Annotated in this window: 25 protein-coding genes; 14 read left to right on the forward strand and 11 right to left on the reverse strand. The window is 73.4% G+C overall.

The genetic code is table 11. The features are described 5' to 3' along the window. Positions 1 to 34 precede the first annotated feature (34 nt). The 4 genes from M8316_RS10445 to M8316_RS10460 all read left to right on the forward strand — a co-directional run bounded on the left by M8316_RS10445 (position 35) and on the right by M8316_RS10460 (position 2,545). Positions 35 to 247, forward strand: coding sequence for a dodecin (locus M8316_RS10445; RefSeq protein ID WP_250054378.1), 213 nt, complete (start codon positions 35 to 37; stop codon positions 245 to 247). A gap of 89 nt (positions 248 to 336) precedes the next feature. Continuing rightward, positions 337 to 1,077, forward strand: a complete 741-nt coding sequence (gene fabG / locus M8316_RS10450) for a 3-oxoacyl-ACP reductase FabG (protein WP_250054380.1) — start codon at positions 337 to 339, stop codon at positions 1,075 to 1,077. Between the two features lie 85 nt (positions 1,078 to 1,162). Next, a complete protein-coding gene (gene fabI / locus M8316_RS10455; protein ID WP_250054382.1) occupies positions 1,163 to 1,933 on the forward strand; it encodes an enoyl-ACP reductase FabI in 771 nt (256 codons plus the stop codon). Between the two features lie 75 nt (positions 1,934 to 2,008). Next, positions 2,009 to 2,545, forward strand: coding sequence for a SixA phosphatase family protein (locus tag M8316_RS10460; protein WP_250054384.1), 537 nt, complete (start codon positions 2,009 to 2,011; stop codon positions 2,543 to 2,545). 113 nt (positions 2,546 to 2,658) lie between these two features. Here M8316_RS10460 and serB read toward each other — a convergent pair whose 3' ends face one another. Then, the gene (gene serB / locus M8316_RS10465) at positions 2,659 to 3,906 is read right to left on the reverse strand and encodes a phosphoserine phosphatase SerB (RefSeq protein ID WP_250054386.1); all 1,248 of its coding nucleotides are present in this window, start codon (positions 3,904 to 3,906) and stop codon (positions 2,659 to 2,661) included. Positions 3,907 to 3,990: 84 nt separating this feature from the next. Next, positions 3,991 to 4,752, reverse strand: coding sequence for an Rv1486c family protein (locus tag M8316_RS10470; RefSeq protein WP_250054387.1), 762 nt, complete (start codon positions 4,750 to 4,752; stop codon positions 3,991 to 3,993). 145 nt (positions 4,753 to 4,897) lie between these two features. Here M8316_RS10470 and M8316_RS10475 point away from each other — a divergent pair, with 145 nt between their 5' ends. The 3 genes from M8316_RS10475 to M8316_RS10485 all read left to right on the forward strand — a co-directional run bounded on the left by M8316_RS10475 (position 4,898) and on the right by M8316_RS10485 (position 7,379). Then, positions 4,898 to 5,698, forward strand: a complete 801-nt coding sequence (locus tag M8316_RS10475; RefSeq protein WP_250054389.1) for an ABC transporter ATP-binding protein — start codon at positions 4,898 to 4,900, stop codon at positions 5,696 to 5,698. Between the two features lie 79 nt (positions 5,699 to 5,777). Continuing rightward, on the forward strand, positions 5,778 to 6,263 hold the full coding sequence (locus tag M8316_RS10480) for an NfeD family protein (protein WP_250054390.1): 486 nt from the start codon (positions 5,778 to 5,780) through the stop codon (positions 6,261 to 6,263). Positions 6,264 to 6,314: 51 nt separating this feature from the next. Then, positions 6,315 to 7,379 (forward strand): SPFH domain-containing protein, encoded by a 1,065-nt coding sequence (locus M8316_RS10485; protein ID WP_250826038.1) that lies wholly within the window; start codon positions 6,315 to 6,317, stop codon positions 7,377 to 7,379. A 52-nt stretch (positions 7,380 to 7,431) separates the two neighbouring features. Here the strand turns inward: M8316_RS10485 and M8316_RS10490 are convergent, their stop codons facing one another. The 3 genes from M8316_RS10490 to M8316_RS10500 all read right to left on the reverse strand — a co-directional run bounded on the left by M8316_RS10490 (position 7,432) and on the right by M8316_RS10500 (position 11,074). Further along, a complete protein-coding gene (locus M8316_RS10490; RefSeq protein WP_250054392.1) occupies positions 7,432 to 8,523 on the reverse strand; it encodes an alpha/beta hydrolase in 1,092 nt (363 codons plus the stop codon). Next, positions 8,520 to 9,467 (reverse strand): glycerophosphodiester phosphodiesterase, encoded by a 948-nt coding sequence (locus M8316_RS10495; RefSeq protein ID WP_250054393.1) that lies wholly within the window; start codon positions 9,465 to 9,467, stop codon positions 8,520 to 8,522. The genes M8316_RS10490 and M8316_RS10495 overlap by 4 nt, the downstream gene beginning before the upstream one ends. 80 nt (positions 9,468 to 9,547) lie before the next feature. Next, positions 9,548 to 11,074, reverse strand: a complete 1,527-nt coding sequence (locus M8316_RS10500; RefSeq protein WP_250054394.1) for a catalase — start codon at positions 11,072 to 11,074, stop codon at positions 9,548 to 9,550. A 187-nt stretch (positions 11,075 to 11,261) separates the two neighbouring features. Between M8316_RS10500 and M8316_RS21085 the strand changes: the two genes are divergently transcribed. Further along, positions 11,262 to 12,461 (forward strand): PP2C family protein-serine/threonine phosphatase, encoded by a 1,200-nt coding sequence (locus tag M8316_RS21085; RefSeq protein WP_250054395.1) that lies wholly within the window; start codon positions 11,262 to 11,264, stop codon positions 12,459 to 12,461. Positions 12,462 to 12,501: 40 nt separating this feature from the next. On the opposite strand, the gene M8316_RS10510 is transcribed toward M8316_RS21085, so the two are convergent. The 4 genes from M8316_RS10510 to M8316_RS10525 are packed head-to-tail and all read right to left on the reverse strand — an operon-like array spanning position 12,502 to position 15,753. After that, on the reverse strand, positions 12,502 to 13,461 hold the full coding sequence (locus M8316_RS10510; protein WP_250054396.1) for an ABC transporter ATP-binding protein: 960 nt from the start codon (positions 13,459 to 13,461) through the stop codon (positions 12,502 to 12,504). A 23-nt stretch (positions 13,462 to 13,484) separates the two neighbouring features. Then, positions 13,485 to 14,324: an ABC transporter permease gene (locus M8316_RS10515; RefSeq protein WP_250054397.1), complete on the reverse strand. Its 840-nt coding sequence runs from the start codon at positions 14,322 to 14,324 to the stop codon at positions 13,485 to 13,487. Further along, positions 14,317 to 15,126: an ABC transporter permease gene (locus M8316_RS10520; protein WP_250054398.1), complete on the reverse strand. Its 810-nt coding sequence runs from the start codon at positions 15,124 to 15,126 to the stop codon at positions 14,317 to 14,319. The genes M8316_RS10515 and M8316_RS10520 overlap by 8 nt, the downstream gene beginning before the upstream one ends. 9 nt (positions 15,127 to 15,135) lie before the next feature. Beyond that, positions 15,136 to 15,753 (reverse strand): hypothetical protein, encoded by a 618-nt coding sequence (locus tag M8316_RS10525; protein WP_250054399.1) that lies wholly within the window; start codon positions 15,751 to 15,753, stop codon positions 15,136 to 15,138. A 146-nt stretch (positions 15,754 to 15,899) separates the two neighbouring features. On the opposite strand from M8316_RS10525, the gene M8316_RS10530 reads away from it, so the two are divergent. The 3 genes from M8316_RS10530 to M8316_RS10540 all read left to right on the forward strand — a co-directional run bounded on the left by M8316_RS10530 (position 15,900) and on the right by M8316_RS10540 (position 18,720). Next, positions 15,900 to 17,042 carry an LLM class flavin-dependent oxidoreductase gene (locus M8316_RS10530; protein ID WP_250054770.1) on the forward strand — a complete coding sequence of 381 codons (1,143 nt, stop codon included), beginning with the start codon at positions 15,900 to 15,902 and terminating at the stop codon, positions 17,040 to 17,042. Continuing rightward, on the forward strand, positions 17,039 to 17,659 hold the full coding sequence (locus M8316_RS10535; protein ID WP_250054400.1) for an FMN reductase: 621 nt from the start codon (positions 17,039 to 17,041) through the stop codon (positions 17,657 to 17,659). The genes M8316_RS10530 and M8316_RS10535 overlap by 4 nt, the downstream gene beginning before the upstream one ends. A gap of 68 nt (positions 17,660 to 17,727) precedes the next feature. Beyond that, positions 17,728 to 18,720: a hypothetical protein gene (locus tag M8316_RS10540; RefSeq protein ID WP_250054401.1), complete on the forward strand. Its 993-nt coding sequence runs from the start codon at positions 17,728 to 17,730 to the stop codon at positions 18,718 to 18,720. Positions 18,721 to 18,727: 7 nt separating this feature from the next. Here M8316_RS10540 and M8316_RS10545 read toward each other — a convergent pair whose 3' ends face one another. After that, positions 18,728 to 19,255 (reverse strand): YbhB/YbcL family Raf kinase inhibitor-like protein, encoded by a 528-nt coding sequence (locus tag M8316_RS10545; RefSeq protein ID WP_250054402.1) that lies wholly within the window; start codon positions 19,253 to 19,255, stop codon positions 18,728 to 18,730. An 89-nt stretch (positions 19,256 to 19,344) separates the two neighbouring features. Here M8316_RS10545 and cobA point away from each other — a divergent pair, with 89 nt between their 5' ends. Continuing rightward, entirely contained in the window at positions 19,345 to 20,592 is a 1,248-nt protein-coding gene (cobA, locus tag M8316_RS10550; RefSeq protein ID WP_250054403.1) for a uroporphyrinogen-III C-methyltransferase, read from the forward strand. 3 nt (positions 20,593 to 20,595) lie between these two features. Beyond that, positions 20,596 to 21,399, forward strand: coding sequence for a TrmH family RNA methyltransferase (locus M8316_RS10555; RefSeq protein WP_250054404.1), 804 nt, complete (start codon positions 20,596 to 20,598; stop codon positions 21,397 to 21,399). A gap of 67 nt (positions 21,400 to 21,466) precedes the next feature. On the opposite strand, the gene def is transcribed toward M8316_RS10555, so the two are convergent. Continuing rightward, positions 21,467 to 22,072 carry a peptide deformylase gene (def, locus tag M8316_RS10560; protein ID WP_250054406.1) on the reverse strand — a complete coding sequence of 202 codons (606 nt, stop codon included), beginning with the start codon at positions 22,070 to 22,072 and terminating at the stop codon, positions 21,467 to 21,469. Positions 22,073 to 22,205: 133 nt separating this feature from the next. Here def and M8316_RS10565 point away from each other — a divergent pair, with 133 nt between their 5' ends. Next, a complete protein-coding gene (locus M8316_RS10565) occupies positions 22,206 to 23,534 on the forward strand; it encodes a DUF2252 domain-containing protein (RefSeq protein WP_250054408.1) in 1,329 nt (442 codons plus the stop codon). The last annotated feature ends 10 nt before the right edge of the window (positions 23,535 to 23,544 follow it).

A 23,544-nucleotide genomic window follows, 5' to 3' on the forward strand; every position in this document is an offset into this window, starting at 1 on the left:
GCCCCCCCCCCGGAACCGGCTCCAGGAGGCCCCCATGACCGACCGCACCTACCGCGTCACCGAGATCGTCGGCACCTCGCCCGACGGCATCGACCAGGCCGTCCGCAACGGCATCAGCCGCGCGTCCAAGACGCTGCGGCACATCGACTGGTTCGAGATGACCCAGGTCCGCGGGCACGTCCGCGACGGCGAGATCGAGCACTTCCAGGTCGGCCTCAAGGTGGGCTTCCGCCTCGAGGACGAGTGACGGGCCAGCGCGACCTGTGACACAGCCTTTGCGGTCCGTGCGGCGGGCCGCACTGTGTCTACTGGCCGGTCACCACTAGCGTCCGGGGCGTGAGCGAAGCAGAGCAGAGCAGCACCGACGCACCGCAGGGCCGGTCGGTCCTCGTCACCGGCGGCAACCGTGGCATCGGCCGCGCCATCGCCGAGGCCTTCCTGGCCCAGGGCGACAAGGTCGCCGTCACCACCCGCAGCGGCGGCGCCCCCGAGGGCGCCCTCGACCTGCGGTGCGACGTGACGGACCCCGACCAGGTCGAGGCGGCCTTCAAGGCGGCCGAGGAGGCCCACGGGCCGGTCGAGGTCCTCGTCGCCAACGCCGGTATCACCTCCGACACCCTGCTGCTGCGGATGAGCGAGGACGACTGGGACAAGGTCATCTCGACCAACCTCACGGCCTCGTTCCGGCTCGCCAAGCGCGCCGCGAAGGGCATGCTGCGGCTGCGCCGCGGCCGCATCGTGCTCATCTCCTCGGTCGTCGGCCTGCTCGGCTCGCCGGGCCAGGTCAACTACGCCGCGTCCAAGGCCGGCCTCGTCGGCATGGCGCGCTCCATGGCGCGCGAGCTCGGGTCGCGCTCGATCACCACCAACGTCGTCGCGCCCGGCTTCATCACCACCGACATGACGGCGGAGCTCCCCGAGGAGCAGCGCGCCGAGTACGCCTCCCGCATCCCGCTGGGTCGCCTGGGCGCCGTCGAGGACGTCGCGCAGACCGTCACCTGGCTCGCCGGCCCCGGTGCCGGCTACGTCACCGGCGCGGTCATCCCCGTCGACGGTGGCCTCGGCATGGGCCACTGAGCCCGCGCGGCACCCGCAGCCCCGCACCACACCCCCAGACATCCCGCAGCGCCACGCTGCACCCACAGGCAGGAGCATCACCACCATGGGCATCCTCGACGGCAAGCGCATCCTCGTCGCCGGCGTCACGATGGACACCTCGATCGGCTTCGCGACGGCCAAGATCGCGCAGGAGCAGGGCGCCACGGTGCTCATCTCCAACTTCGGGCGCGCGCTCGGCATCACCAAGCGGATCGCCAAGCGCCTCCCCGTGGAGCCGCCGGTCCTCGAGCTCGACGTGACCGACCCCGAGCACCTCGAGCGGCTCCCCGACCTCGTCCGCGAGCACGTGGACGGCCTCGACGGCGTCGTCCACTCCATCGCCTACGGCAACCCCACGACCCTGCTGGGCGGCAAGTTCCTCACGGGCCCGTGGGAGGACGTCTCGCAGGCCGTGCAGGTCTCCGCCTACTCCCTGGCCAGCCTCACCAACGCCTGCCGCCCGCTGATGAGCGAGGGCGGCTCCGTGGTCGGCATGACGTTCGACGCGACCGTCGCCTGGCCCGCCTACGACTGGATGGGCGTGGCCAAGGCCGGGCTGGAGTCGACCTCCCGCTACCTGGCCAAGAACCTCGGCTCCGAGGGCATCCGGGTCAACCTGGTCTCCGCCGGCCCGCTCAAGACGCTGGCGGCCAAGGCCATCCCCGGTTTCGAGGACCTCGAGGAGCTGTGGCAGAACCGTGCCCCGCTCGGCTGGGACAACACCGACCAGATCCCCACCGCCAAGGCGGTCGTGGCGCTGCTCTCGGACTTCTTCCCCGCCACCAGCGGCGAGATCGTGCACGTCGACGGCGGGTTCCACGCCACCGGCGCCTGAGCCCGGTCACCCACGCCCGACGGCGCCCCGCGACCCCGCGGGGCGCCGTCGGCACGTGTAGGGCACGCTGTGTCCATGCCCACCCCGCCCACCCCGCCCGCGTCGCCGCCCCGCCGCCTCGTCCTGCTGCGCCACGCCCAGGCCGAGCAGCTCGGCAGCAGCGACCACGAGCGGGCGCTGACCGCGCGCGGCTCCCGCGACGCGGTGGCCGCCGGCCGCTGGCTGGCCGAGCAGGGCATCAGCCCCGAGGTCGCCCTGGTCTCCTCGGCCCGACGCACCCGCAGCACCTGGGCCGGCGTCGCCGACGGGGCGGGCTGGTCGCTGGACCCGGTCGTCGAGGACGGGCTGTACGAGTCGGGTCCCGCCTCGGTGCTCGACCTCGTCTGGGCCACCGACGACGCCGTCCGCACCCTGCTGGTCGTCGGCCACAACCCGACCATGGCGATGCTCGCCAGCACCCTGGACGACGGCGAGGGCGACCCGGACGCCGGCAACGCGCTCGCGCTGGGCTACCCGCCGGCGTCGGTCGCGGTGCTCGACGTGCCCGGCGTCTGGACGTCGGTCCAGCAGGCCGCCCTGCGGCTCACCGCGTTCCACACCGCCCGGGGCTGACCGACCCGGCACCCGCTCCACGTTTGGTCACCAACGTGGGGCTGCGGGGCCTCGGGCACGGGGTTGGTGACCAAACCCGACCCGCTACCCGACCCTTCGACCCGCGCCGGAGGTCAGCCCAGCGGGGGAGCGGGGGTGGTGATGCCGGCGGCGGCGTCGGCCGCCTCGATCTCCTCGCGGGTGATCCCGAGCAGGTACATGATCGTGTCGAGGTAGGGCACGTTGACGGCGGTGTCGGCACGCTCGCGCACCATCGGCTTGGCGTTGTAGGCGATGCCGAGGCCGGCGGCGGCCAGCATGTCGAGGTCGTTGGCACCGTCGCCGATCGCGACCGTGGCGTCCGGCTCGACGCCCACCTGGGCGGCGAACTCGCGCAGGGCGGTGGCCTTGGCGGCCCGGTCGACGACCTGCCCGACGACCCTGCCCGTCAGCCGGCCGTCCACGATCTCCAGCTGGTTGGCCCGGGCGTAGTGGATGCCCAGGTCGACGGCCAGCCGGTCGGTGATCTGGGTGAACCCGCCGGAGACGATGGCGAACCGGTAGCCGAGGCGGCGCAGCGTGCGCACCATCGTCCGCGCCCCGGGGGCGAGCTCGATGCTGTCGTAGACCTCGTGCAGCGCGGAGGCGGGCACGCCCTCCAGCAGCGCGACCCGGGCCCGCAGCGACTCCTCGAAGTCCAGCTCGCCGCGCATCGCCCGCTCGGTCACCTCCGCGACCTCGGCCTCGCACCCGGCGTGGGCGGCGATCATCTCGATCACCTCGCCCTGGATGAGGGTGGAGTCGACGTCCATGACGATCAGCCGCATCCCGCGGCGCAGCATGCCCGCCGGCTGCACGGCCACGTCGATCTGCTGCCGGGCGGCCTCGGTGGCCAGCAGCTCGCGCAGCCGCTCGGGCGCGGCACCGGAGACGTGCAGGTCGATCGCGGTGACGGGGTAGCTCGCGAGCCGCTGGATGCGGTCGATGTTCGCCCCGGCCTCGGCGATGGTCGAGGTGATGCCCGACATCGCGGCGGCGCTGAGCGGGGTGCCGAGCACGGTCACGTGGGCGCGTCCGGCCTTGGGCGCCACGGTCAGGCCGGTGCCCGGCTCGACCTCCACCGACATCTCCAGCCGCGCGGCGGTGCCGGCGACGGCCGCGGTGATGGGGGCGGTGTCACCCTCGACGGCCACCAGCACCCCGAGGATCAGCCGGCGTCGCAGCACGATCTGGTCGAGGTCGACCACCGTGCCGCCGTGCTCGGCCAGGGTCGCCAGGATCGCCGAGGTCACGCCCGGCCGGTCACGACCGGAGAGGGTGACCAGGAGGGTGTGGGAGTCGGGACGCGGGGTGGCCGCGGGGACGGCCGGCTGCTCGCTCATCGGGTCAGAAGGCTAGCGCCAGGAGACCGCGGGAGAGGCGTCGGTCCACGGCGGCCACGCCGACGCGGCTCAGCCCGACGCTGCTCAGCCCGCGGGCGGCCAGCCCTCGGGCGAGCCCGCGGCCACCAGCGCCTCCCGGGCGGCGCGGGCCAGGGGCCGCAGGACGTCTGCCCGCCGCTGGGCCTCCCCGAGGCTCACCGCACCGCCGTCGTCCTCGAGGGCGAGGTCGCAGATCTCCTGCGCCTGGAGCGCGCGCGCCGCCAGGTCGACCGCCCGGGTCGGCACCCCCGGCGGGCCCGCCAGCTCCTCGCGGCGCCGCAGGTTCATCAGCACGTCGGCCACCTCGGGCCGCCACCGCGCCACGTCGAGCGCCGCCAGGGCGTCGGCGGCCGCCGGGAGGGCGGCGCGGAGGCCGCGGTCGGCCTCGCCCAGGTCCGTCAGCGGACGACGGCGGGCCGGCTGCGCCACCCAGGTGGTGGCCCGGCCGGTCTCGTGCGGGACGAGGCCCACGGAAGGCTCGACACCCGGCCCGGAGACGACGACCGCCTCGCCGACGTCGAGGGCCGCCGCGTTGAACGGTGCCGGCCCGCCCAGCCCGGCGGGGTGCCCCTCGGCCGGGAACGCGGCACCGATGGTGTCGGCGCCCTCGGCGCGCAACCGGCCGAGCCCGCCGATGAGCGTCTCGGTCTCGGCGCCACCGAGCCCGAGCCCGGCGAGGCCGTGCACGGCGTGGGTGGCCTGGTGGGCCACCACCTCGTCGATCAGGTGGTCGGCGACCACGTGGCCACGCAGCCACGCGGTGCCCCACCAGGCGAGGCGGAGGGCGTCGGGGAGCAGGCTCGTCACGGACGCGACCGTACGCGGCGCACGCATCCTCGGGCACACCGTCGACACCGTGGGTCGAGCGCTGGGCCGAGCGCTGGATCGAGCCACGGCCACCCGCCGGAGGGCGGTCCCCGGACGGGTGCGGCGGCGCGGCTAGGGTGGCGGCATGCCCGCAGTCCTGGACCTCGTCGACGTCACCGTCCGCAGGGGGAACAACCTCCTCCTCGACCGCGTCAGCTGGACCGTGGAGGCCGAGGAGCGCTGGGTCGTCCTCGGGCCCAACGGTGCCGGCAAGACCACCCTGATCTCGGTGTGCTCCACGCAGATGCACCCCACCTCGGGCATCGCGAGCGTGCTGGACGAGCTCATGGGGGACGTGGACGTCTTCGAGCTCCGCCCCCGCATCGGCCTCACCTCCGCCGCGCTGGCGGACCGCATCCCGGGCCACGAGATCGTCCACGACGTGGTCGTCTCCGCCTCCTACGGCGTGCTCGGCCGCTGGCGCGAGACCTACGACGAGATGGACCACGACCGCGCGACCCAGCTGCTGCGCGAGCTGCACGCCGCGCACCTGACGGACCGGCGCTTCGGCACCCTCTCCGAGGGAGAGCGCAAGCGGGTGCAGATCGCCCGCGCGCTCATGACCGACCCCGAGCTGCTGCTCCTCGACGAGCCGGCCGCCGGCCTCGACCTCGGTGGCCGTGAGGAGCTGGTGGGCACCCTGTCGATGCTGGCCTTCGCGCCGGAGTCGCCCGCCACGGTGCTCATCTCCCACCACGTCGAGGAGATCCCGCCGGGCTTCACCCACGCGCTGCTGCTGCGCGACGGCCGGGTCATGCAGGCCGGCCCCATCGACGAGGTCCTCACCGAGGAGCACCTCTCCTCGACCTTCGGCGTGCCCCTGCAGGTCACCCGCAGCGAGGACGACCGTTGGAGCGCCCGGCGCAAGGCACCGCGCGCCCGCTGACGCCCGCTGACCCTCCGACTGTCGCCGGCTCACCGGTGGGTGCGGCCTGGCTCACAGGCGTACCGCTAGGGTCGAGGGCATGGACTGGCTCTCCGACCACGGCTGGGCCGTGTGGCTCGGCCTCGCGGTGCTGCTGGGCGTGGGCGAGATGCTCACGCTCGACCTCATCCTCGCGATGCTCGCGGTCGGCGCGCTCACCGGCATGGTGGCCGGCCTGCTCGACGCCCCGCTGGTCGTCCAGGCACTCGTCGCCCTCGCCTCCAGCGCGGCCACGCTGGCACTGCTGCGTCCGCGACTGATCGGTCGTCTGCACCGCGGCCCCGACCTGGTCATCGGCCCGGCGCGGCTGATCGGCACGCAGGGCGAGGTGCTGGAGGCGATCACCGGCAACGCCTCGGGCACCGTCCGGCTCGGCCACGACACGTGGACCGCCGTGCCCTACGACCCCACCCTCACCATCGCCCCCGGCGAGCAGGTCGAGGTGATGGAGATCCGCGGTGCGCGCGCCGTCGTCCACCCGGTCTCCGGCTTCACCGGGCTCGGCCCGGCCGGCGACCAGACCTGACAAGCCCGTCCCACACCCACCCCCCACCGACCGGAGGAACCCGTGGACTCCCTGCCCGTGCTCGTGCTGCTGCTCCTGGTGGCCGTCTTCGTCATCACCGTGCTGAGCAAGGCGGTGCAGATCGTGCCCCAGGCACGCAACGGCATCGTCGAACGGTTCGGCAAGTACAACGGCACCCTCTCCGCGGGCCTGAACCTCGTGGTGCCGTTCATCGACAAGGTCCGCTACATCGTCGACATGCGCGAGCAGGTCGTCTCGTTCGCCCCGCAGGGGATGATCACCGAGGACAACCTGTCGGTCGAGATCGACACCGTCATCTACTTCCAGGTCACCGACGCCGTCACGGCCACCTACGAGATCGAGAACTACATCTCGGCCGCGGAGCAGCTGACCATGACCACGCTGCGCAACATCGTCGGCGGCATGGACCTCGAGGCCGCGCTGACCAGCCGCGACTCCATCAACACGGCGCTGCGCTCGGTGCTGGACGAGGCCACGAGCAAGTGGGGCCTGAAGGTCAACCGCGTCGAGATCAAGCAGATCGACCCGCCGCCCTCCATCAAGGACTCGATGGAGAAGCAGATGCGCGCCGACCGCGACAAGCGCGCCGCCATCCTCAACGCCGAGGGCGACCGTCAGGCCGCCATCCTCACCGCCGAGGGCCAGAAGCAGTCCGCGATCCTGCGGGCCGAGGGTGACCGGGAGTCCGCCATCCTGCGCGCCCAGGCCGAGCGCGAGTCCGCGATCCTCAAGGCCCAGGGCGAGGGGCAGGCCATCAAGACGGTCTTCCAGGCCATCCACGACGGCCGGGTCGACCAGTCGCTGCTGTCCTACCAGTACCTGCAGATGCTGCCGAAGATCGCCGAGGGCGACGCCAACAAGGTGTGGGTCATCCCCAGCGAGGTCGGCAAGGCGCTCGAGGGTCTGGGCTCCACCATGAACCAGATCAGTGGCGTGCCCCAGCAGGTCGACGGGCCCAAGGAGCGCGTCGACATGGGTCCGAGCGAGCCGCAGGTCCCGGACGCCGGCTCCAGCCCGTCCGACGACGTGGTCGCCGAGGCGATCGCCGAGGCCCAGCGCGCCGCCAACCCGGGCAAGCCGGACGACGAGGCCTGAGGCCCAGCCCGGCTCCTCCAACGCCGCCCGACCCGGACCGGGCGCCCCGGCCTCAGGCCGGGGCGTCCGCCAGCACGTAGGCCTCGTGCCAGCGGTCGATCTCGGCGTAGGCCCGCTCGCGCACCGGGCGCCGGCTGAGCACCACGTCGTGGATGGCCCCGGGCACGGCGGTGTAGGTCACCTGCGTGGAGAGGCTGGAGGCCCAGCGGCGGATCTGCCGCACGTCGAGCACCACGTCGGTGGAGACGAGGTCGTCGTCGAAGGACGTGGGGTGCGAGCTGCGGTCGGAGGAGAGCACGAGCACCGGCGCCCCGACGTCGAGCCCGCGGTGGACCCGCGCGTGGCCGCGGCGGATCGCCCGCAGCCACCCGGCGTAGACCTTCATCGACTCGGCCGGCTTCCAGTCCAGGTCGAAGTCCCACTCGCCGTGGTGGTCGCGGTGCAGCGCCTCGGTGTAGAAGCCGTCCACCGCGCGCTTGATCTCGAACCGGGGCCTGCGGGCACCCAGCTGGTCGATGGCCACCGTGCCGACCGTGCGCAGCCAGACGCTGCCCTGCATGTCGAGCCAGGGGGAGTTGAGGACGAGGCCCGCGAGCTCCGCCGGCCGTGCCTGGTCGAGCCACAGCGGCAGCACGAGGCCGCCGGTGGAGTGGGCGGCCCCGATGACGTGCTCGTGCCCGTCACGCTCGGTGATCCGCGCCCACGCCTGGCCCAGCTCGGCGCCGTACTCCGCCACGTCCGTCACGAACGCCGGCGTCTGGCCGTCACGCAGGGAGCGCCCGTACTTGCGCAGGTCCAGCGCGTAGAAGTCGTAGCCTCGCTCGAGCCACCATGCCGCGAAGTCGACCTGGAAGAAGTAGTCGCTGAAGCCGTGCACGTAGAGCACCGCCCGTCGGGTCGGCTGCGGCGCCCGACGGTGCACGAGAGTGGCCACGACCGGACCCTCGTCGTCGTGGCCGAGGTCCAGCGTCTCGGCGGTCCACGGGTCACCGAGGACGTCGGTGACCCGCTCGCCGATGGGGTCGCCTGCGGGGTCGCCTGCGGGGTCGCCTGCGGGGTCGCCTGCGGGGTCGCCTGCGGGGTCGCCTGCGGGGTCGCCTGCGGGGTCGGAGGTGCCGGGACGGGAGGCGGGGGAGGTGCTCACGGGTCGATCCTGCCAGCCCGCAGCCCGCGGGCGCGCGCCCCACGGGCAACCGTGGTGCGGCGGCGACGTCGGACGCGGTGCGGGCGCAGGGCGACCCGCTCCTCGGGGTGCAGCCACCGTGCCCCGATGCCGTAGCGACCGCCGCGGTGGGCGTCGCGCACCGCCAGCGCGCGGTCGGGGTGGTTGCTGGTGACCAGCCAGGCCCGCCCCGGGCGCAACCATCGGCGCAGCCCGCGCTCGGAGTCGACGGTCCACACCAGCAGCGGGATGCCGTGACGGCGGGCGAAGGACGCCGCCCCCAGCCGCGCCACCGTGTACTGCGCGACGACCAGGTTCGCGCGGCTCGCCCGGATGCGGCGGGCGGGCCTGATCTCGGAGAGGCGGGCCGCCACCTGGCGCCACCAGGGCAGCTCGGTGACCGGCCGCCCGAGGCTCAGCCCGACCAGGATGTCGTGGCCGTGGGCGTCGGCCCAGTCGCGGACGGCCCGGACCGACTCGTCCACCAGGGTGGTCACGATGACGTCGGCGGGGCGCAGGTGCTCGAGCGCCAGGCGGGTCACCGCGACCTCGTGCGTGGACGCGGGGTCGGCGTAGGACGAGGCGAGGGAGGTGAGCTTGAGGTCGACGTGGGCGCGGGCGCGGCCGGCGAGCAGGCGCAGGACGTCCTCGAAGAGCAGGTGCTGCGGCGCGGCGGCGGCGAACGCGGCGTAGTCCAGCGACTCCAGGCGCACCCGGCGTCCCTGGAGAGTGACCCTCTCGTCGTGGAAGCAGACCAGCGTCCCGTCCGCGCAGCGGCGCACGTCGACCTCGACGAAGTCGACGCCGGAGGCCAGGGCTGCCTCGAGCGCGGGCCGGGTGTTCTCCAGCGAGCGGTCGTCGCCCGCGCCGCAGCGGTGCGCGCTGACGAGGACCGGGCGTCCGGGCAGCCGGGGATGGATCGGCATTCCTCGAGCGTACAAGCGTGGACGCCCCGACCCAGCAGGGTCGGGGCGTCCTGGTCGCGGTGCCGGGGGAGGCGTCCGCCTCAGACGGTCTCCTCGGCGTCCGTGGGGTGCGGCGCGGGGTCGCCGTGGTCGCCGGAGCGCACGGCCTCCTCGATCCGCTTGCCGATCTCGGCGTCGACGTTGCGCCAGTACTCGAACGCACGCTCCAGCACGGGCTCGCTGACCCCGCCGGCGAGGTGACCGGCCACGTTGCCGACGAAGCGCTCGCGCGCGGCGTCGTCGAAGACGTCGCGGACCATGGTGCCGGCCTGGCCGAAGTCGTCGTCCTCGGCTCGCAGCGTGTACGCCTCGCGAACCATCTCGCCGTCGGTCTCCCAGCCGTCCTCGGCCGGGCCGGTGAGGTCGGAGTAGGGGTCGTCGTAGGTGTTCGGGGCGTACTTCGACCGGTCCCCGACGTGGTCGTAGGCCATGGGACCGTCGAACTGGTAGGTGTAGGCGCCCTCGACCCGGTGCCGGTTGACCGGCAGCTGCTGGTAGTTCGGGCCGATCCGGTACCGGTGGGTGTCGGCGTAGGCGAAGACGCGGCCGAGCAGCATCTTGTCGGGGGAGAACCCGATGCCGGGGACGATGGCGGAGGGCTCGAACGCCGCCTGCTCGATCTGGGCGAAGTGGTTCTCGGGGTTGCGGTTCAGCGTCATCGTGCCGACCTCGATCAGCGGGTAGTCGCTGTGCGGCCACACCTTGGTCAGGTCGAACGGGTTGAACCGGTAGGTCTTGGCGTCCTCGTACGGCATCACCTGGATCTTGAGGGTCCAGGCGGGGTGGTCGCCATTCTCGATGGCCTCGTAGAGGTCGCGGCGGTGGAAGTCGGAGTCCTCGCCGGCGATGCGGTTCGCGTCGGCCTGGGTCAGGCACTCCACGCCCTGGTGGGAGATGAAGTGGAACTTCACCCAGAACTTCTCGCCGGCCTCGTTGTAGAGCATGTACGTGTGGCTGCCGTAGCCGTTCATCGTCCGCCACGAGGCGGGGATGCCGCGGTCGCCCATGAGCCAGGTGACCTGGTGGGCGGACTCCGGGTTCAGCGTCCAGAAGTCCCACTGCATGTCGTTGTCGCGCAGCCCGGAGCCACCGCGCCGCTTCTGGCTGCGGATGAAGTGCGGGAACTTCATCGAGTCGCGCACGAAGAACACCGGGGTGTTGTTGCCCACCAGGTCCCAGTTGCCCTCGGAGGTGTAGAACTTCAGCGCGAAGCCACGGGGGTCGCGCCAGGTGTCCGGGGAGCCCATCTCGCCGGCGACGGTGGAGAACCGGGCGAGCATCTCGGTCTCGGCGCCGGGCTGGAAGACGGCGGCCTTGGTGTAGGCGGTGACGTCGCCGGTGACCGTGAAGGTGCCGAACGCGCCGGAGCCCTTGGCGTGGACGTTGCGCTCGGGCACGCGCTCGCGGTTGAAGTGCGCCATCTGCTCGACGAAGTGGTGGTCGTGCAGGAGCATCGGCCCGTCGGCGCCGACGGTCAGGCTGTTGCGGTCGGACGGCGCGGGAGCGCCGGTGCCGGTGGTGCTGCCGGTCGTGCTGCCGGTCGTGCTGGGGGTCTGCTGGGTCGTCATGGTTCCTCTCCCTGGTGGGCGACGGGGACGGACGCGGCGGCGTCCGTCGTCCTCCCTCTACCTTTCTCCCTGGAACGGTTCAGGAAGACACCCGCTCGGGTGGTCGGTCCGCGATCCGCCGACCACCGGGGCCGCGCCACGCGTCGTTCGTTGCCCGTGTCGACCACTCGCCCACTACTGTCGTCCCGTGCCTGACCGTTCACCCCGCCCGGCCTCCGCGCTGCGCGCCCTGCTGCACGCCGGCGACGACCTCGCCGGTCAGTGGCGCTCGGGCACCACGCGCAGCCAGGGCACCGTGCTGGGCGTGCTGCTGGTCGGGGTCGCGGTGTGCGTGGCGATCTCGCTGTGGCGCTACGCGGTGATGCCTGTCAGCACCTACTACGTGTGGCTGGTGCTGGGGATGCTCCTGCTCCGCTTCCGGGCGCTGCTGCTGCTGACCGCGGTCACGCTGCCCGCCGCCTACGTGGTCGGCCTCGTGGACTGGATCTCCGGGGGCGAGTTCGGCTCGGCCCGGGCGTCCGGGATGATCGCGCTCGCCCTGGGGTCCGCGCTGGTGCTGTGGCAGTCCAGCCGGCAGCGCAGCGGCCTGCCGGCCCCGCTGAGCGAGTCGATGCTCGCCGACCTGCGCGACCGGCTCGCCAAGCAGGGCAACGTGCCCCCGCTGCCGGACGGCTGGCGCGTGCAGACCGCCACCAAGGCCGCGCACTCGGTCGGCTACGCCGGCGACTTCATGGTGGCCCGGCTCGACGAGGACCAGCACCACCTGGAGATGATCCTGGTGGACGTGGTCGGCAAGGGCGTGGCCGCCGGCACGGACGCGCTCCAGTTCGCGGGTGCACTGGGCGGGCTGCTCGGCTCCCTGCCCCCGGTCGCCCTCATGGAGGCGGCCAACGACTTCCTGCTGCGGCAGGACTCCGACGAGGCCATGGCCACCGCCGTGCACGTGCTCGTCGACCTGCGCAGCGGCCGTTTCCAGGTGCACAGCGCCGGGCACCCACCGGCGCTGTCGTGGGTCGGCACGCGCGGCACCTGGGCCGCGGACGAGGCCCGCGGGCTGGCCCTCGGCGTCATGCACCGGGCCCCGTTCGAGTCCAGCTGCGGGGTCCTGGAGCCCGGCGACGCGCTGCTGTTCTACACCGACGGCGTGGTCGAGGAGCCCGGCGGGGACATCGAGGACGGCGTCGAGTGGCTACGGGAGACCGCACGCCTGGCCGTGCGTCCCGGCTTCGACGGCGCCGCGCGCCGCATCCTGCGGTCGGTGCCTCGTGGCGACGACGACCGTGCCGTCCTCCTGCTCGAGCGCTACGCCCCCGTTCAGCTGCCGCCGGAGCTGAGGGTGGGCCTGGCCGTGCCGCCGCGGCGCTCGACCGCACAGCCCCCGGCCTGACGGGGCCGGTGCCGGTGCGCGCCGGTCCGGCGGCAGCCGATCAGCCGGGGCGTGCGGTCGAGTAGAGCCGGGAGATGACCTGCTCGATGTCCGGCTCCTGCAACGAGAGGTCCGCCACCGGGTAGCGGGCGGCGAGCGCGGCGACCAGCGGTGCGGCACTGGCGTCGGCCGGGAACGACAGCCACTGGCGCGGGCCCTCGACCCGGATCACCTGGGCGCCCTCGACCTCGACCGCCGGCCCCGGCTCGGCCAGGTCGACCACGAGCGTGCGGGTCGCCCCGGCGTGCGCCCGCAGGTCGTTCAGGCGGCCGTCGAAGGCCAGCGAGCCGTGGTCCACCACCATCACCCGGTCGCACAGCGCCTCGATGTCGCCCAGGTCGTGCGTGGTGAGCACCAGCGTCGTGCCCCGCTCGCGGTTCAGCTCGCGCAGGAAGCTCCGCAGCCGCGCCTTGCTGACGACGTCCAGGCCGATCGTGGGCTCGTCGAGGTACAGAACGTCGGGGTCGTGCAGGAGGGCCGCGGTGATGTCGCCGCGCATGCGCTGGCCGAGGCTGAGCTGGCGCACGGGGGTGTCGAGGAGCGCGGTGAGGTCCAGCAACGAGGTGAACCGCTCGAGGTTCTCGGCGTACCGCGCGGCCGGCAGGTCGTGGATGCGGGCCAGCAGGTCGAAGGAGTCGCGCAGCGGCAGGTCCCACCACAGACCCGTGCGCTGGCCGAAGACGACGCCCATGCGCCGGGCCAGGTCCGTGCGGCGGCGGCTCGGGTCGACGCCCGCGACGCGCAGGTGGCCCGAGGTGGGCACGAGGATGCCGGTGAGCATCTTGATCGTCGTCGACTTCCCCGCGCCGTTGGGCCCGATGTAGCCGACCATCTCACCGGGCTCGACGGTGAAGCTCACGTCCGAGACCGCGGTCACGACGTCGCGCTCGCGGCGCAGACGACCCCTCCGACGGTGGACGACGAAGTCGCGGCGTAGGTCACGGGCCTCGATGAGCGGCACGGTCGGCTCCTCCTCCCCGGCCCTCACGAGCCGGTCGAGCGGTAGTGGCGGACGCCGAGACGCCACACGAGCCCGGCCAGGGCCAGGACGAGGGCGGCGACGACGGGGGAGGCCAGCCCGAGCCAGCCGGGGTAGCCGGAGGCCTCGGGACGGTCGAGCACCAGCAGGGCGGGGTACCAGTTCACGAAGGCGACGGGCACGAGGAAGGTCAGCCCGGCCACCAGCTCACGCGGGTAGATCGTGAGCGGGTACTGGGTCAGCGACGAGCCGCCGTAGGTGAAGGCGTTGGCGACCTCGGCGGCGTCCGCCGTCCAGAACTGGATGGCCGCGAAACCCACGAAGATGCCGAAGAAGATGGCCGTGCCCGCGAGCAGCGCCACCAGCGTCAGCAGGACGGCGGCGGGCGACCAGTCCACGAACAGGCCGGCCCACACCAGGACCGCGACCGCCTGCCCGAGCCGGCCGACCCGGCGCAGGGCGAACCGGTCCGAGCAGACCTGCACGAGCAGCGGCACCGGACGCACCAGCATCTGGTCGAGCGTCCCGGTGCGGATGCTGCGCCCGAGGTCCTCGACGCTGCCGACCAGCAGGTTGGCCAGCGCCATGGGCACGCCGGTGGTGCCGTAGAGGAACGCGACCTCCCGCAGGGAGAACCCGCCCAGGTCGGGCACGTTGGCGAAGATGAAGACCACGGCGAGGAACTCGATCGCGTTGACCGCGAAGCTGCTGAGCACCATCAGCCAGAACGACAGCCGGTAGCTGTAGGAGGAGCGCACCCAGGCCGCGGCCAGCCGCAGGTAGGTCCGGGCGTGCCGCAGGACCGCGGCCGGTCGGGGCCGTGCGGGAGCCAGGACGTCAGCCACCCTGGACCACCACCTTGCGCTCGGCGGCCCGGAGCACGAGCGCGGTCGCCCCCAGCAGCAGCACGGCCCAGCCGACCTGGAGCGCCAGGCCGCCCACGAGGGCGCCCCCGGTGCGCTGCCCGAGCCAGACGTCGGCCGGCACCTGCAGGTAGGAGGCCCACGGCAGCACCATCGCCACCTCGCCCAGCCAGCCGGGGAAGAGGACGAGCGGCAGCGTGATGCCCGAGAAGAAGATGGCGAGCAGGTTCGCGGTCATCGTGAGCCCCTGGGAGTCCAGCACCCAGAACCCGGCGACGGCGACGAGCATGCGGACGGCGAAGCTCACCAGCAGCGCCAGGACGACGCTGAGGGCGAAGGCCAGGACGGTCAGGGGGCCGTCGGGGTAGCGCAGGTCGAAGAGCAGCGCGCCGACGACCGTGGGTGCCACCCCGCGGGTGAGCAGGTGGAAGACGGCACGTCCGGCGTCCGCGGCGAGGTACCAGGAGAGCAGACCGACCGGGCGGTAGAGGTCCAGCGCGACGTCCCCCGTGCGGATGCGCTCGGCCAGGTCGCTGGGCGCCCCGCCGCCCCACAGCATGATCGTCATGATCATCGACTGGCCGAGCCACACGTAGGTGACCGCGTCGGTCGCGTCGTACCCGCCCGCGCCGGGGTTCGCGCGCCACACGGCGAGCAGCACGAAGGCGTTGATGACGCCGAAGACCGAGTTGGTGAAGATGCCCGACAGCGTCGCGGCGCGGTAGGTCGACCAGCGACGGAAGGACCGGACCGCCACGGCGAGGTGGAGACGCAGCCCGGGCACCGCTCGACGCTACCGGCGGCGGCGCCGCACGAGGGCGATCGACACGCCTGCGACCGTCGCACCCAGCGTCCCGAGCACCTCGTCGCCCAGCGTGTCCTCGTAGGCGGTGCCCAGCTCCGTGCCGTGCCGGATGAACGTCCACCACTCGCCGACCTCCCACCCGATGGCCAGCACCGCGCCGAGCCCGGCCACCACCAGCACGTCCAGCCCCGCCCGGCCGGTGCGGGGGAGCAGCAGCCCCAGCCCGCCGCACAGCAGCGCCCAGTTCACGAAGTGGTTCGCGTCGTCCCACCACACGACCGTGTCGTAGAGGTCGAGGGTGTTGCCGGTGACGTCGATCAGGAACGGGACCATCACCAGCGTGGTCGCCACCCAGGGCTGCCCGCGCCACCCGCGGCCGCGATGGGTCGCCCACCACAGCACGGGCACCAGCAGCATCAGGACCGGGTAGGCCACGAGGCGGGCGCCGAAGGCCTTGCCCGCGAAGCGGTCGATGCCGGGCACGAAGGTCGCCACCGCCAGCTGCCCGGCCGTGAGCAGCAGGACGAGGCCCGCGGCCGCCGCCCAGACGGCCGGTCCTCCGGGCGCCACCGCTGCGGGAGGACGGGTCTCGACGGTCTCGCTCATCCGTCCAGCATGCCGCGACGAGCTGCTCGCGGCCGGTGTTGCCGACCGCGAGGAATAGCGTGTCGTGCACCGCGGTTGAGGCGATTGTTCAAAGATTCAACTACTCTGGTGGAGTGAGTGACATGGAGCAGAAGCAGCACACCGGGATGCAGCTCGGCATCTTCACCGTCGGCGACGTGACGCCGGACCCGACCACGGGCCGCACCCCGACCGAGCACGAGCGGATCAAGGCGACCGTCGCGATCGCGAAGAAGGCCGAGGAGGTCGGCCTCGACGTCTTCGCGACCGGCGAGCACCACAACCCGCCCTTCATCTCCTCGGCGCCCACCACGACGCTGGCCTACATCGCCGCCCAGACCGAGCGGCTGATCCTGTCGACGGCGACGACCCTGATCACCACGACCGACCCGGTGCTCATCGCGGAGAACTACGCCAAGCTCCAGCACCTCTCCGACGGCCGCGTCGACCTGACCATGGGCCGCGGCAACACCGGCCCGGTCTACCCGTGGTTCGGCAAGGACATCCGCCAGGGCATCAACCTGGCCATCGAGAACTACGCCCTGCTGCACCGGCTGTGGCGCGAGGACGTCGTGGACTGGGAGGGGCGCTTCCGCACCCCGCTCCAGGGCTTCACCTCGGCCCCGCGGCCGCTGGACGGCGTGCCCCCGTTCGTGTGGCACGGGTCCATCCGCAGCCCCGAGATCGCCGAGCAGGCGGCGTACTACGGCGACGGCTTCTTCCACAACCACATCTTCTGGCCGGCCTCGCACACGCAGAAGATGGTGGCCTACTACCGCCAGCGCTTCGAGCACTACGGCCACGGCCGCGCCGACCAGGCGATCGTCGGCCTCGGCGGCCAGTTCTTCATGCGTCGCAACAGCCAGGACGCCGTCCGGGAGTTCCGTCCGTACTTCGACAACGCGCCGGTCTACGGCCACGGCCCGTCGCTGGAGGACTTCACCTCGGGCACCCCGCTGACCGTGGGGTCGCCGCAGGAGGTGCTGGAGCGCACCCTGTCCTTCCGCGACTACGTCGGTGACTACCAGCGCCAGCTGTTCCTCATCGACCACGCCGGCCTGCCGCTCAAGACCGTCCTGGAGCAGCTCGACCTGCTCGGCGAGATCCTGCCCGACCTGCGGGCAGGGTTCGCCGAGGGCCGGCCCGCCCACGTGCCCGACGCCCCCACGCACGCGTCCCTCGTGGCGGCCGCGGGCGGCGCCCGCGACAGCAGCGTCCACGCCGTCGACGACGTCACCGGCCGTCGCGCCGAGGAAGAGGTGTCGGCATGACCCGCCTCGTCGTCGTCAGCGGCGGGCTCTCCACCCCGTCCTCCACCCGCCTGCTGGCCGACCGGCTCACCGAGGCGACCGTGGCCGCCCTGGCACGGCCGGTCGAGGTGGACGTGGTGGAGCTGCGCGACCTCGCGCACCCGCTGGCCGACAACCTGCTCACCGGGTTCCCGTCCGGTGCGCTGGCCGAGGCCGTGGAGCTGGTCCGTCGGGCCGACGCGCTCGTGGTCGTGACGCCCGTCTTCAGCGCCAGCTACTCCGGCCTGTTCAAGACGTTCTTCGACGTCCTGGAGCCGGGCACCCTGGCGGGCAAGCCGGTGCTCGTGGGGGCCACCGCCGGCACCGCCCGGCACAGCCTCGTGCTCGAGCACGCCCTGCGGCCGCTGTTCGCCTACCTGCGGGCCGTGGTCGTGCCCACCGCCGTGTTCGCGGCCTCGGAGGACTTCGCCGACCCGGCGCTCCAGCAGCGGGTCGAGCGTGCGGCCGGCGAGCTCGCGGCGCTCCTCGGCGTCGCGTCCGCCCCGGCGGCCGGTCGCCCCACCTCGTTCGAGGAGCAGGTCGCCTCGCCGGTCGCCTTCGAGGACCTGCTGCGGCGGGCGAGCACCCCCGGCACCTGACCGGGCTCCCGTCCTCCTCGCCGCGCCCAGGCGTGGGCGCGGCGAGGGACGGGTGGTTGGATCGAGGCATGGAGGAGCCGGACACCGACCAGGCCCACCCGGGGCTGCCGACGCAGGAGCCGGGCGCGCAGGACGCGCGGGTCCGTGACGAGCTGCTCGCGGCGGTCTCCCGTGAGGAGGAGGGCTCCGTCCCCGACGCAGCCGTGTGGGCCGCGATCGCCTCGGTCGAGCGGATCGCCTGCCACGTCGGTACCACCGACGCGGAGGAGCTGACGGTCCTCCTGACCGACGGCGCCGCCGCGATCGGCAACGCCGAGACGCTGCGGCTGGTGGGGGAGGCCCACGACAGCGTGGTGCGGGGCCTCGGGTACCGCGCCCGGGGCATGGTCGTCGACGCCGGAGTCCTCAACCCGGAGGGCGGGGTCTACCCGGTGACCACCGACGCCCGACTGCTGCGGGCGGCCGTGCGTGCCGCGCACCGCACCTGTGCGCACGTGCCGTACTACGGGGCCCGCTACGCCGACAGCGCCGGGCGCTACTCCGGCACCGACTCGGCCTGGCTCGCCCAGCTCGCCGACCAGCCCCTCACGGAGTCGCAGCGCCAGGTGGACTGGCTGACGCGCCTGCTCGCCGCGCGCGGCATGCCGTCCTGGCTGATGGAGCGGCACCTGGGCGACCTCGTGGACGCCCTGGAGGAGGCTGCGGGCAGCCAGGCCGCCGGCAGCCTGCCCCAGGTGCGTGACGAGCTCGCCCGGCGGCGCCAGGCCGTCGTCCCCGACGTCATCCTGGACGAGGCGGAGCGCGTGCTGGCCCAGGAGCTCGGCGAGGAGCCGGCACCGGTGGGAGGCGCCGGGGCCCTGCTGGCCGCGGCGGTGGCCGACGTGGGCTCGGGGCTGCTGACCCACGACCGGGCGCTGTTCACCTGGCTCACCGACCCGGCGCGCTGCGGCGCCCCGGCCCGGCGAGCCCTCGAGAGCACGCGCGCCTCGGTCTACCGCGTGGCGCGGGTCGACGTGCCGACGCTGCAGCAGGCCCGGGGGCGGCGCCCCGCCTCGTCCTGACCGGGGATCAGTGCTGGTAGGTGCCGTGCAGGATCGCGCGGCCCGCCGTCTTGAACGCCAGGTTGAAGGAGACGACCGCGGGGGAGGCGTCGGCGTCGACGCCGAGGCTGTCCTCGGTCACGGCGTGCACCACGAAGTAGTACCGGTGCACCTGGTCGCCCTCCGGCGGGGCCGCGCCCATGAAGGCGTGGGTGCCACCGTCGTTGCGGCACATGAACGCGGCCCCGGGCAGGTCCGCGCCCTCCTTGCCGGCGCCGGTGGGGAGCTCGGTGCAGTCGGCGGGGAGGTCCACGAGGACCCAGTGCCAGAACCCGCTGGGGGTGGGGGCGTCGGGGTCGAAGCAGGTGACCGTGTAGCTGCGGGTGCCCTCCGGGCCCGGCTCCCAGGACAGCTGGGGGCTGGTGTTGCCGCCGGACGCGACCTGGGCGTCGTCCAGGGGAGCACCGTCGATGACGTCGGTGCTGGTGACCGAGAAGGACGGTGCGGCCGGGAGCAGCTCGTACGGGTTCGGGGTGACGGGTCGGTCGAGACTCATGCCCTCGACGCTAGCGGCGCATCGCTGCGGGCCGCTCACCCTCCGAGCCCGGTCATGCCCCTGTCACACGAGAGCGCGAGAATGTGGGCATGACTCGTCCGGGGGAGAACCACCGCACCGACCACACGCCGTACCCGGTGGGGCTGCGCCTCGCAGGACGACGAGTCCTCGTCGTGGGCGGAGGGCACGTGGCGCAGCGCCGCATCCCGGCGCTCATCCGGGCCGGCGCCGACGTCGTCGTGGTCTCGCCCGACGTCACGCCCTCGGTCGAGGGGCTCACCGGCGTGCTGACCTGGCACGCCCGTGAGTTCGAGCCCGCCGACCTCGACGGCGCCTGGTACGCGCTGGCGCTCACCGACGACCCGGCGGTCAACGCCGCGGTCGCCGAGGCGGCCGAGGAGCGACGCATCTTCTGCGTGCGCGGCGACGACGCCAGCGAGTCGAGCGCGTGGACGCCGGCGGTCGGGCGGCACGGACACCTCACCGTCGCCGTCCTCGCGAACCGGGAGCCGCGTCTCTCGGCCGGCGTCCGGGACGAGATCATGACCGGCCTGCGCGACGGCACCATCTCCGCGCGCGCTGGCCTCGACACCACGGCCGGGGTCGTGCTCGTGGGCGGTGGCCCCGGCGACCCCGAGCTGGTCACCGTCGCGGCCCGGCACGCGCTGGCCTCGGCCGACGTCGTCGTCGCGGACCGGCTGGCGCCCCGCGAGCTGCTCGACGAGCTGCCGGCGCACGTGGAGCTCGTCGACGTGGCGAAGCTGCCGCGCGGTCGGCACACGACCCAGGAGGTCATCAACGAGACGATCGTGAACCGGGCGCTCGAGGGCAAGCGCGTCGTCCGGTTCAAGGGCGGCGACAACTACGTCTTCGGGCGCGGCTTCGAGGAGGTCCTGGCCTGCCAGGCGGCCGGCGTGCCGGTCTCGGTCGTGCCAGGCCTGACCTCGTCGATCTCGGTGCCCGCGCGGGCCGGCATCCCCGTCACCCACCGCGGGGTGGCCCACGAGTTCACCGTCATCTCCGGGCACGTGCCGCCCGGCCACCCGACGTCCCTGGTCGACTGGTCGGCCGTCGCACGGATGCGCGGCACCGTCGTGCTGCTCATGGCGGTCGAGAACGCCCCGCTCATCGCCACGACACTGATGGAGGGCGGGCGCGACGCCGGGACCCCGGTCGCCGTGGTCGTCGAGGGCACGTTGCCCGAGGAGCGCACGGTGCTGACCACGCTGGGCTCGCTCGCCGCCGACCTCGTCGCCCACGAGGTGCGCCCGCCCGCCATCATCGTGGTCGGCCAGGTCGTGGCCGTGGCCAAGCCCGGTCACTACGGGCTCGCCTGACCCGTGGCACGACTGGTCGAGGTCACCGACGCCGACGATCCCCGGCTCGCCGACTACCGGGACCTGCGCGACACCCAGCTGCGCCGCAGCCTCGAGGCCGAGCACGGCCTGTTCCTGGCCGAGGGGGAAAAGGTGGTGCGGCGGGCGGTGGCCGCCGGGTACCCGCCGCGCTCCTTCCTGATGAGCCCGCGCTGGGTCGAGGGCCTCCACGACGTCCTCGAGGCCGTCGACGTCGACTGCTACGTCGCCCCCGAGCCGCTCCTCGAGGGCGTCGTCGGGTTCCACCTGCACCGCGGGGCCCTGGCCTCGCTGGCGCGCACGCCGCTGCCGGCGGTCGCCGACGTGCTGGCGGGGGCACGCACCGTGGTGGTGCTCGAGGACGTCGTCGACCACACGAACGTCGGCGCGGTCTTCCGCTCCGCCGCCGGCCTCGGGGTGGACGCGGTGCTGCTGGCGCCCCGGTGCGCCGACCCGCTGTACCGGCGCTCCGTGAAGGTCTCCATGGGCACCGTGTTCTCGGTGCCGTGGACGCGCGTCGAGGACTGGTACGCCGCGATGACCGACCTGTCGGCCGCCGGGTTCCGCACGGTGGCCCTCACGCTCGCCGAGGACTCCGTCGACCTGGCCGACGCCGTGGTGGGCGCGGAACGGCTCGCCCTCGTGCTCGGCACCGAGGGCGACGGACTCTCGGCGCGCTGGCAGGCCTCCGCCGACGTCCGCGCGGTGATCCCCATGGCCGCCGGCGTCGACAGCCTCAACGTCGCCGCCGCGTCCGCCGTGGCCTGCTACGTCGCCGTGCGGCGGTAGCCCCCGCCCCAGGTCGGGCCCCGGGTCGGGCCCCGCGGCGAGCACCGGGGGCCCGTCCGAGGGGCGCTCAGGCCTCGAGCGGCCAGCCGGCCGGGTACTCCTCCACGGCCCGGTCGTGCTCCTTGGTCAGCTTCTTGCGGGCCTTCGTGGCGATCCGGTCGCCGAAGACGGTGCCCTGGAGGTGGTCGGTCTCGTGCTGCAGGCACCGTGCGAGCAGGCCGTCGCCCTCGAAGGCGACGGGCTCGCCGTCGAGGCCGGTGCCCGTGACCGCGGCGTGGTCGGGGCGGGAGCAGTCCACGAAGGCGCCGGGGTAGGACAGGCAGCCCTCGAGGTCGGTGTCGATCTGGCGGTCCTTGCCCTCGGGGAGGGTCAGGACGGGGTTGCAGACCACGCCGACCGTCCGCTCGCCGGAGGCGTCGGGGCAGTCGAAGACGAAGATCGAGCGGTCCACGCCGATCTGGCACGCGGCCAGGCCCACCCCGTCGGCGGCGTACATGGTGGCGACCATGTCGGCAGCCAGCGCGCGCAGGTCGTCGTCGTAGGTGCTGACCGGCTCCTGCACGCGGTGCATCACGGGCTCGCCCCAGCGGGTGATCGCCCGCACGGAGCCGCCGGTGGGCAGCTGGCCGTGGGGGGCGTGCTCGGGCGGCGGGGGAACAGCGGTCTCCGACATGCGCAGAATCCTAGGGACGACGGCGGCCCAGCGCCCATCGAGGCCGCACTCGCACCTCCGTCGTCCTGCCCTCGCGAGGCTTCTCACCCCCGGGGGTGAGAGGCCAGTGCCTGGAACGGGAACGCTGCCCCTCATGGACACCGAGAAGCGCATCCAGACGATCGTCGAGACCCTCGAGGACGCCTTCGGTGGGCTGATGCAGGCAGACCCGGCGGCGTTCCGTGGCAAGTACCGCAAGATGGCCAAGGACCCGCACGCCTTCTACCGGGGCACGGCCTGCCTGTTCTTCCGGGACGTGACCGCGGGGCACGTGGACGACCTGGTGGGTCGCCCCGACGACTTCTCCGACGAGCGGTCGGGCCGGATCTGGGTCCACGGCGACCTGCACGTGGAGAACTTCGGCACCTACCTCGACTCCGACGGTCGGCTCGTCTTCGACGTCAACGACTTCGACGAGGCCTACGTGGGTTCCTGGACGTGGGACCTGCTGCGCTTCGCCGCCTCGCTGTCCCTCACGGGGTGGCAGAAGGCGCTGCCCGAGGACGACGTGCGCGACCTGGTGGCGGCCTACGTCCGGTCCTACCTGGACCAGGTGCGCACCTACGCGCAGGACCACGACGACGAGTTCGCCCTCACCCTGGACAACACCTCGGGCCCGATCCGCGCGGCGCTGGCCGCGGCCCGCCAGAACCGGCGCGCCGGGCTGCTCGACGCGAACACGACCCGCGAGGGCGAGGTGCGGATGTTCCTGGAGGACGCCACCATCCGCCGTCTCCCCGACGACGAGCGCGCCCGCGTGGAGGACGCCTACCGCCGCTACCTGGAGACGATCCCGGCCGACCGGCGCCGCGCCAGCGTCTTCCACGACCTGCGCGACGTGGCCGGCAAGTCCGGCTTCGGCATCGGCAGCGCGGGCCTGCCGGCCTACAGCCTGCTGATCGAGGGCCACAGCCAGGCGCTGGACAACGACGTCATCCTCTCCATGAAGCAGGCCAACGTGCCGGCCGTGAGCCGCTACGTCGACACCGACGCCGTCGAGCGGTACTTCGACCACGAGGGCCAGCGCACCGTCGTCTCCCAGCGTGCCCTCCAGGCCCACACCGACCCGCTGCTCGGCTGGACCGACATCGACGGCGTCGGCTACGTGGTCTCCGAGGTCTCCCCGTACGAGGAGGACCTCGACTGGGCCGACCTCACCGAGCCCGACGACATCCGGGAGGTGGTCGGGCTGCTGGGGCGCGCGACCGCCAAGATCCACTGCGCGTCGGACTCGGACTCCGACCAGGACCTCGTCGACTTCCAGGTCGAGGACGCCGTGCTCGCCTCGCTGGGGGAGCGCGAGGACGACCTGGTGTCGTGGCTCGCGGACGCCGGCGCCGCCTACGCCGAGCAGGTGCGCACCGACCACGGGCTGTTCGTCGAGGCCTTCCGGTCGGGCCGGATCTCGGTCTCGGCGACCTGAGGCACGCCCT

Source organism: Nocardioides bruguierae, from assembly GCF_023554635.1.
In the GTDB taxonomy this organism is placed as follows: domain Bacteria; phylum Actinomycetota; class Actinomycetes; order Propionibacteriales; family Nocardioidaceae; genus Nocardioides; species Nocardioides bruguierae.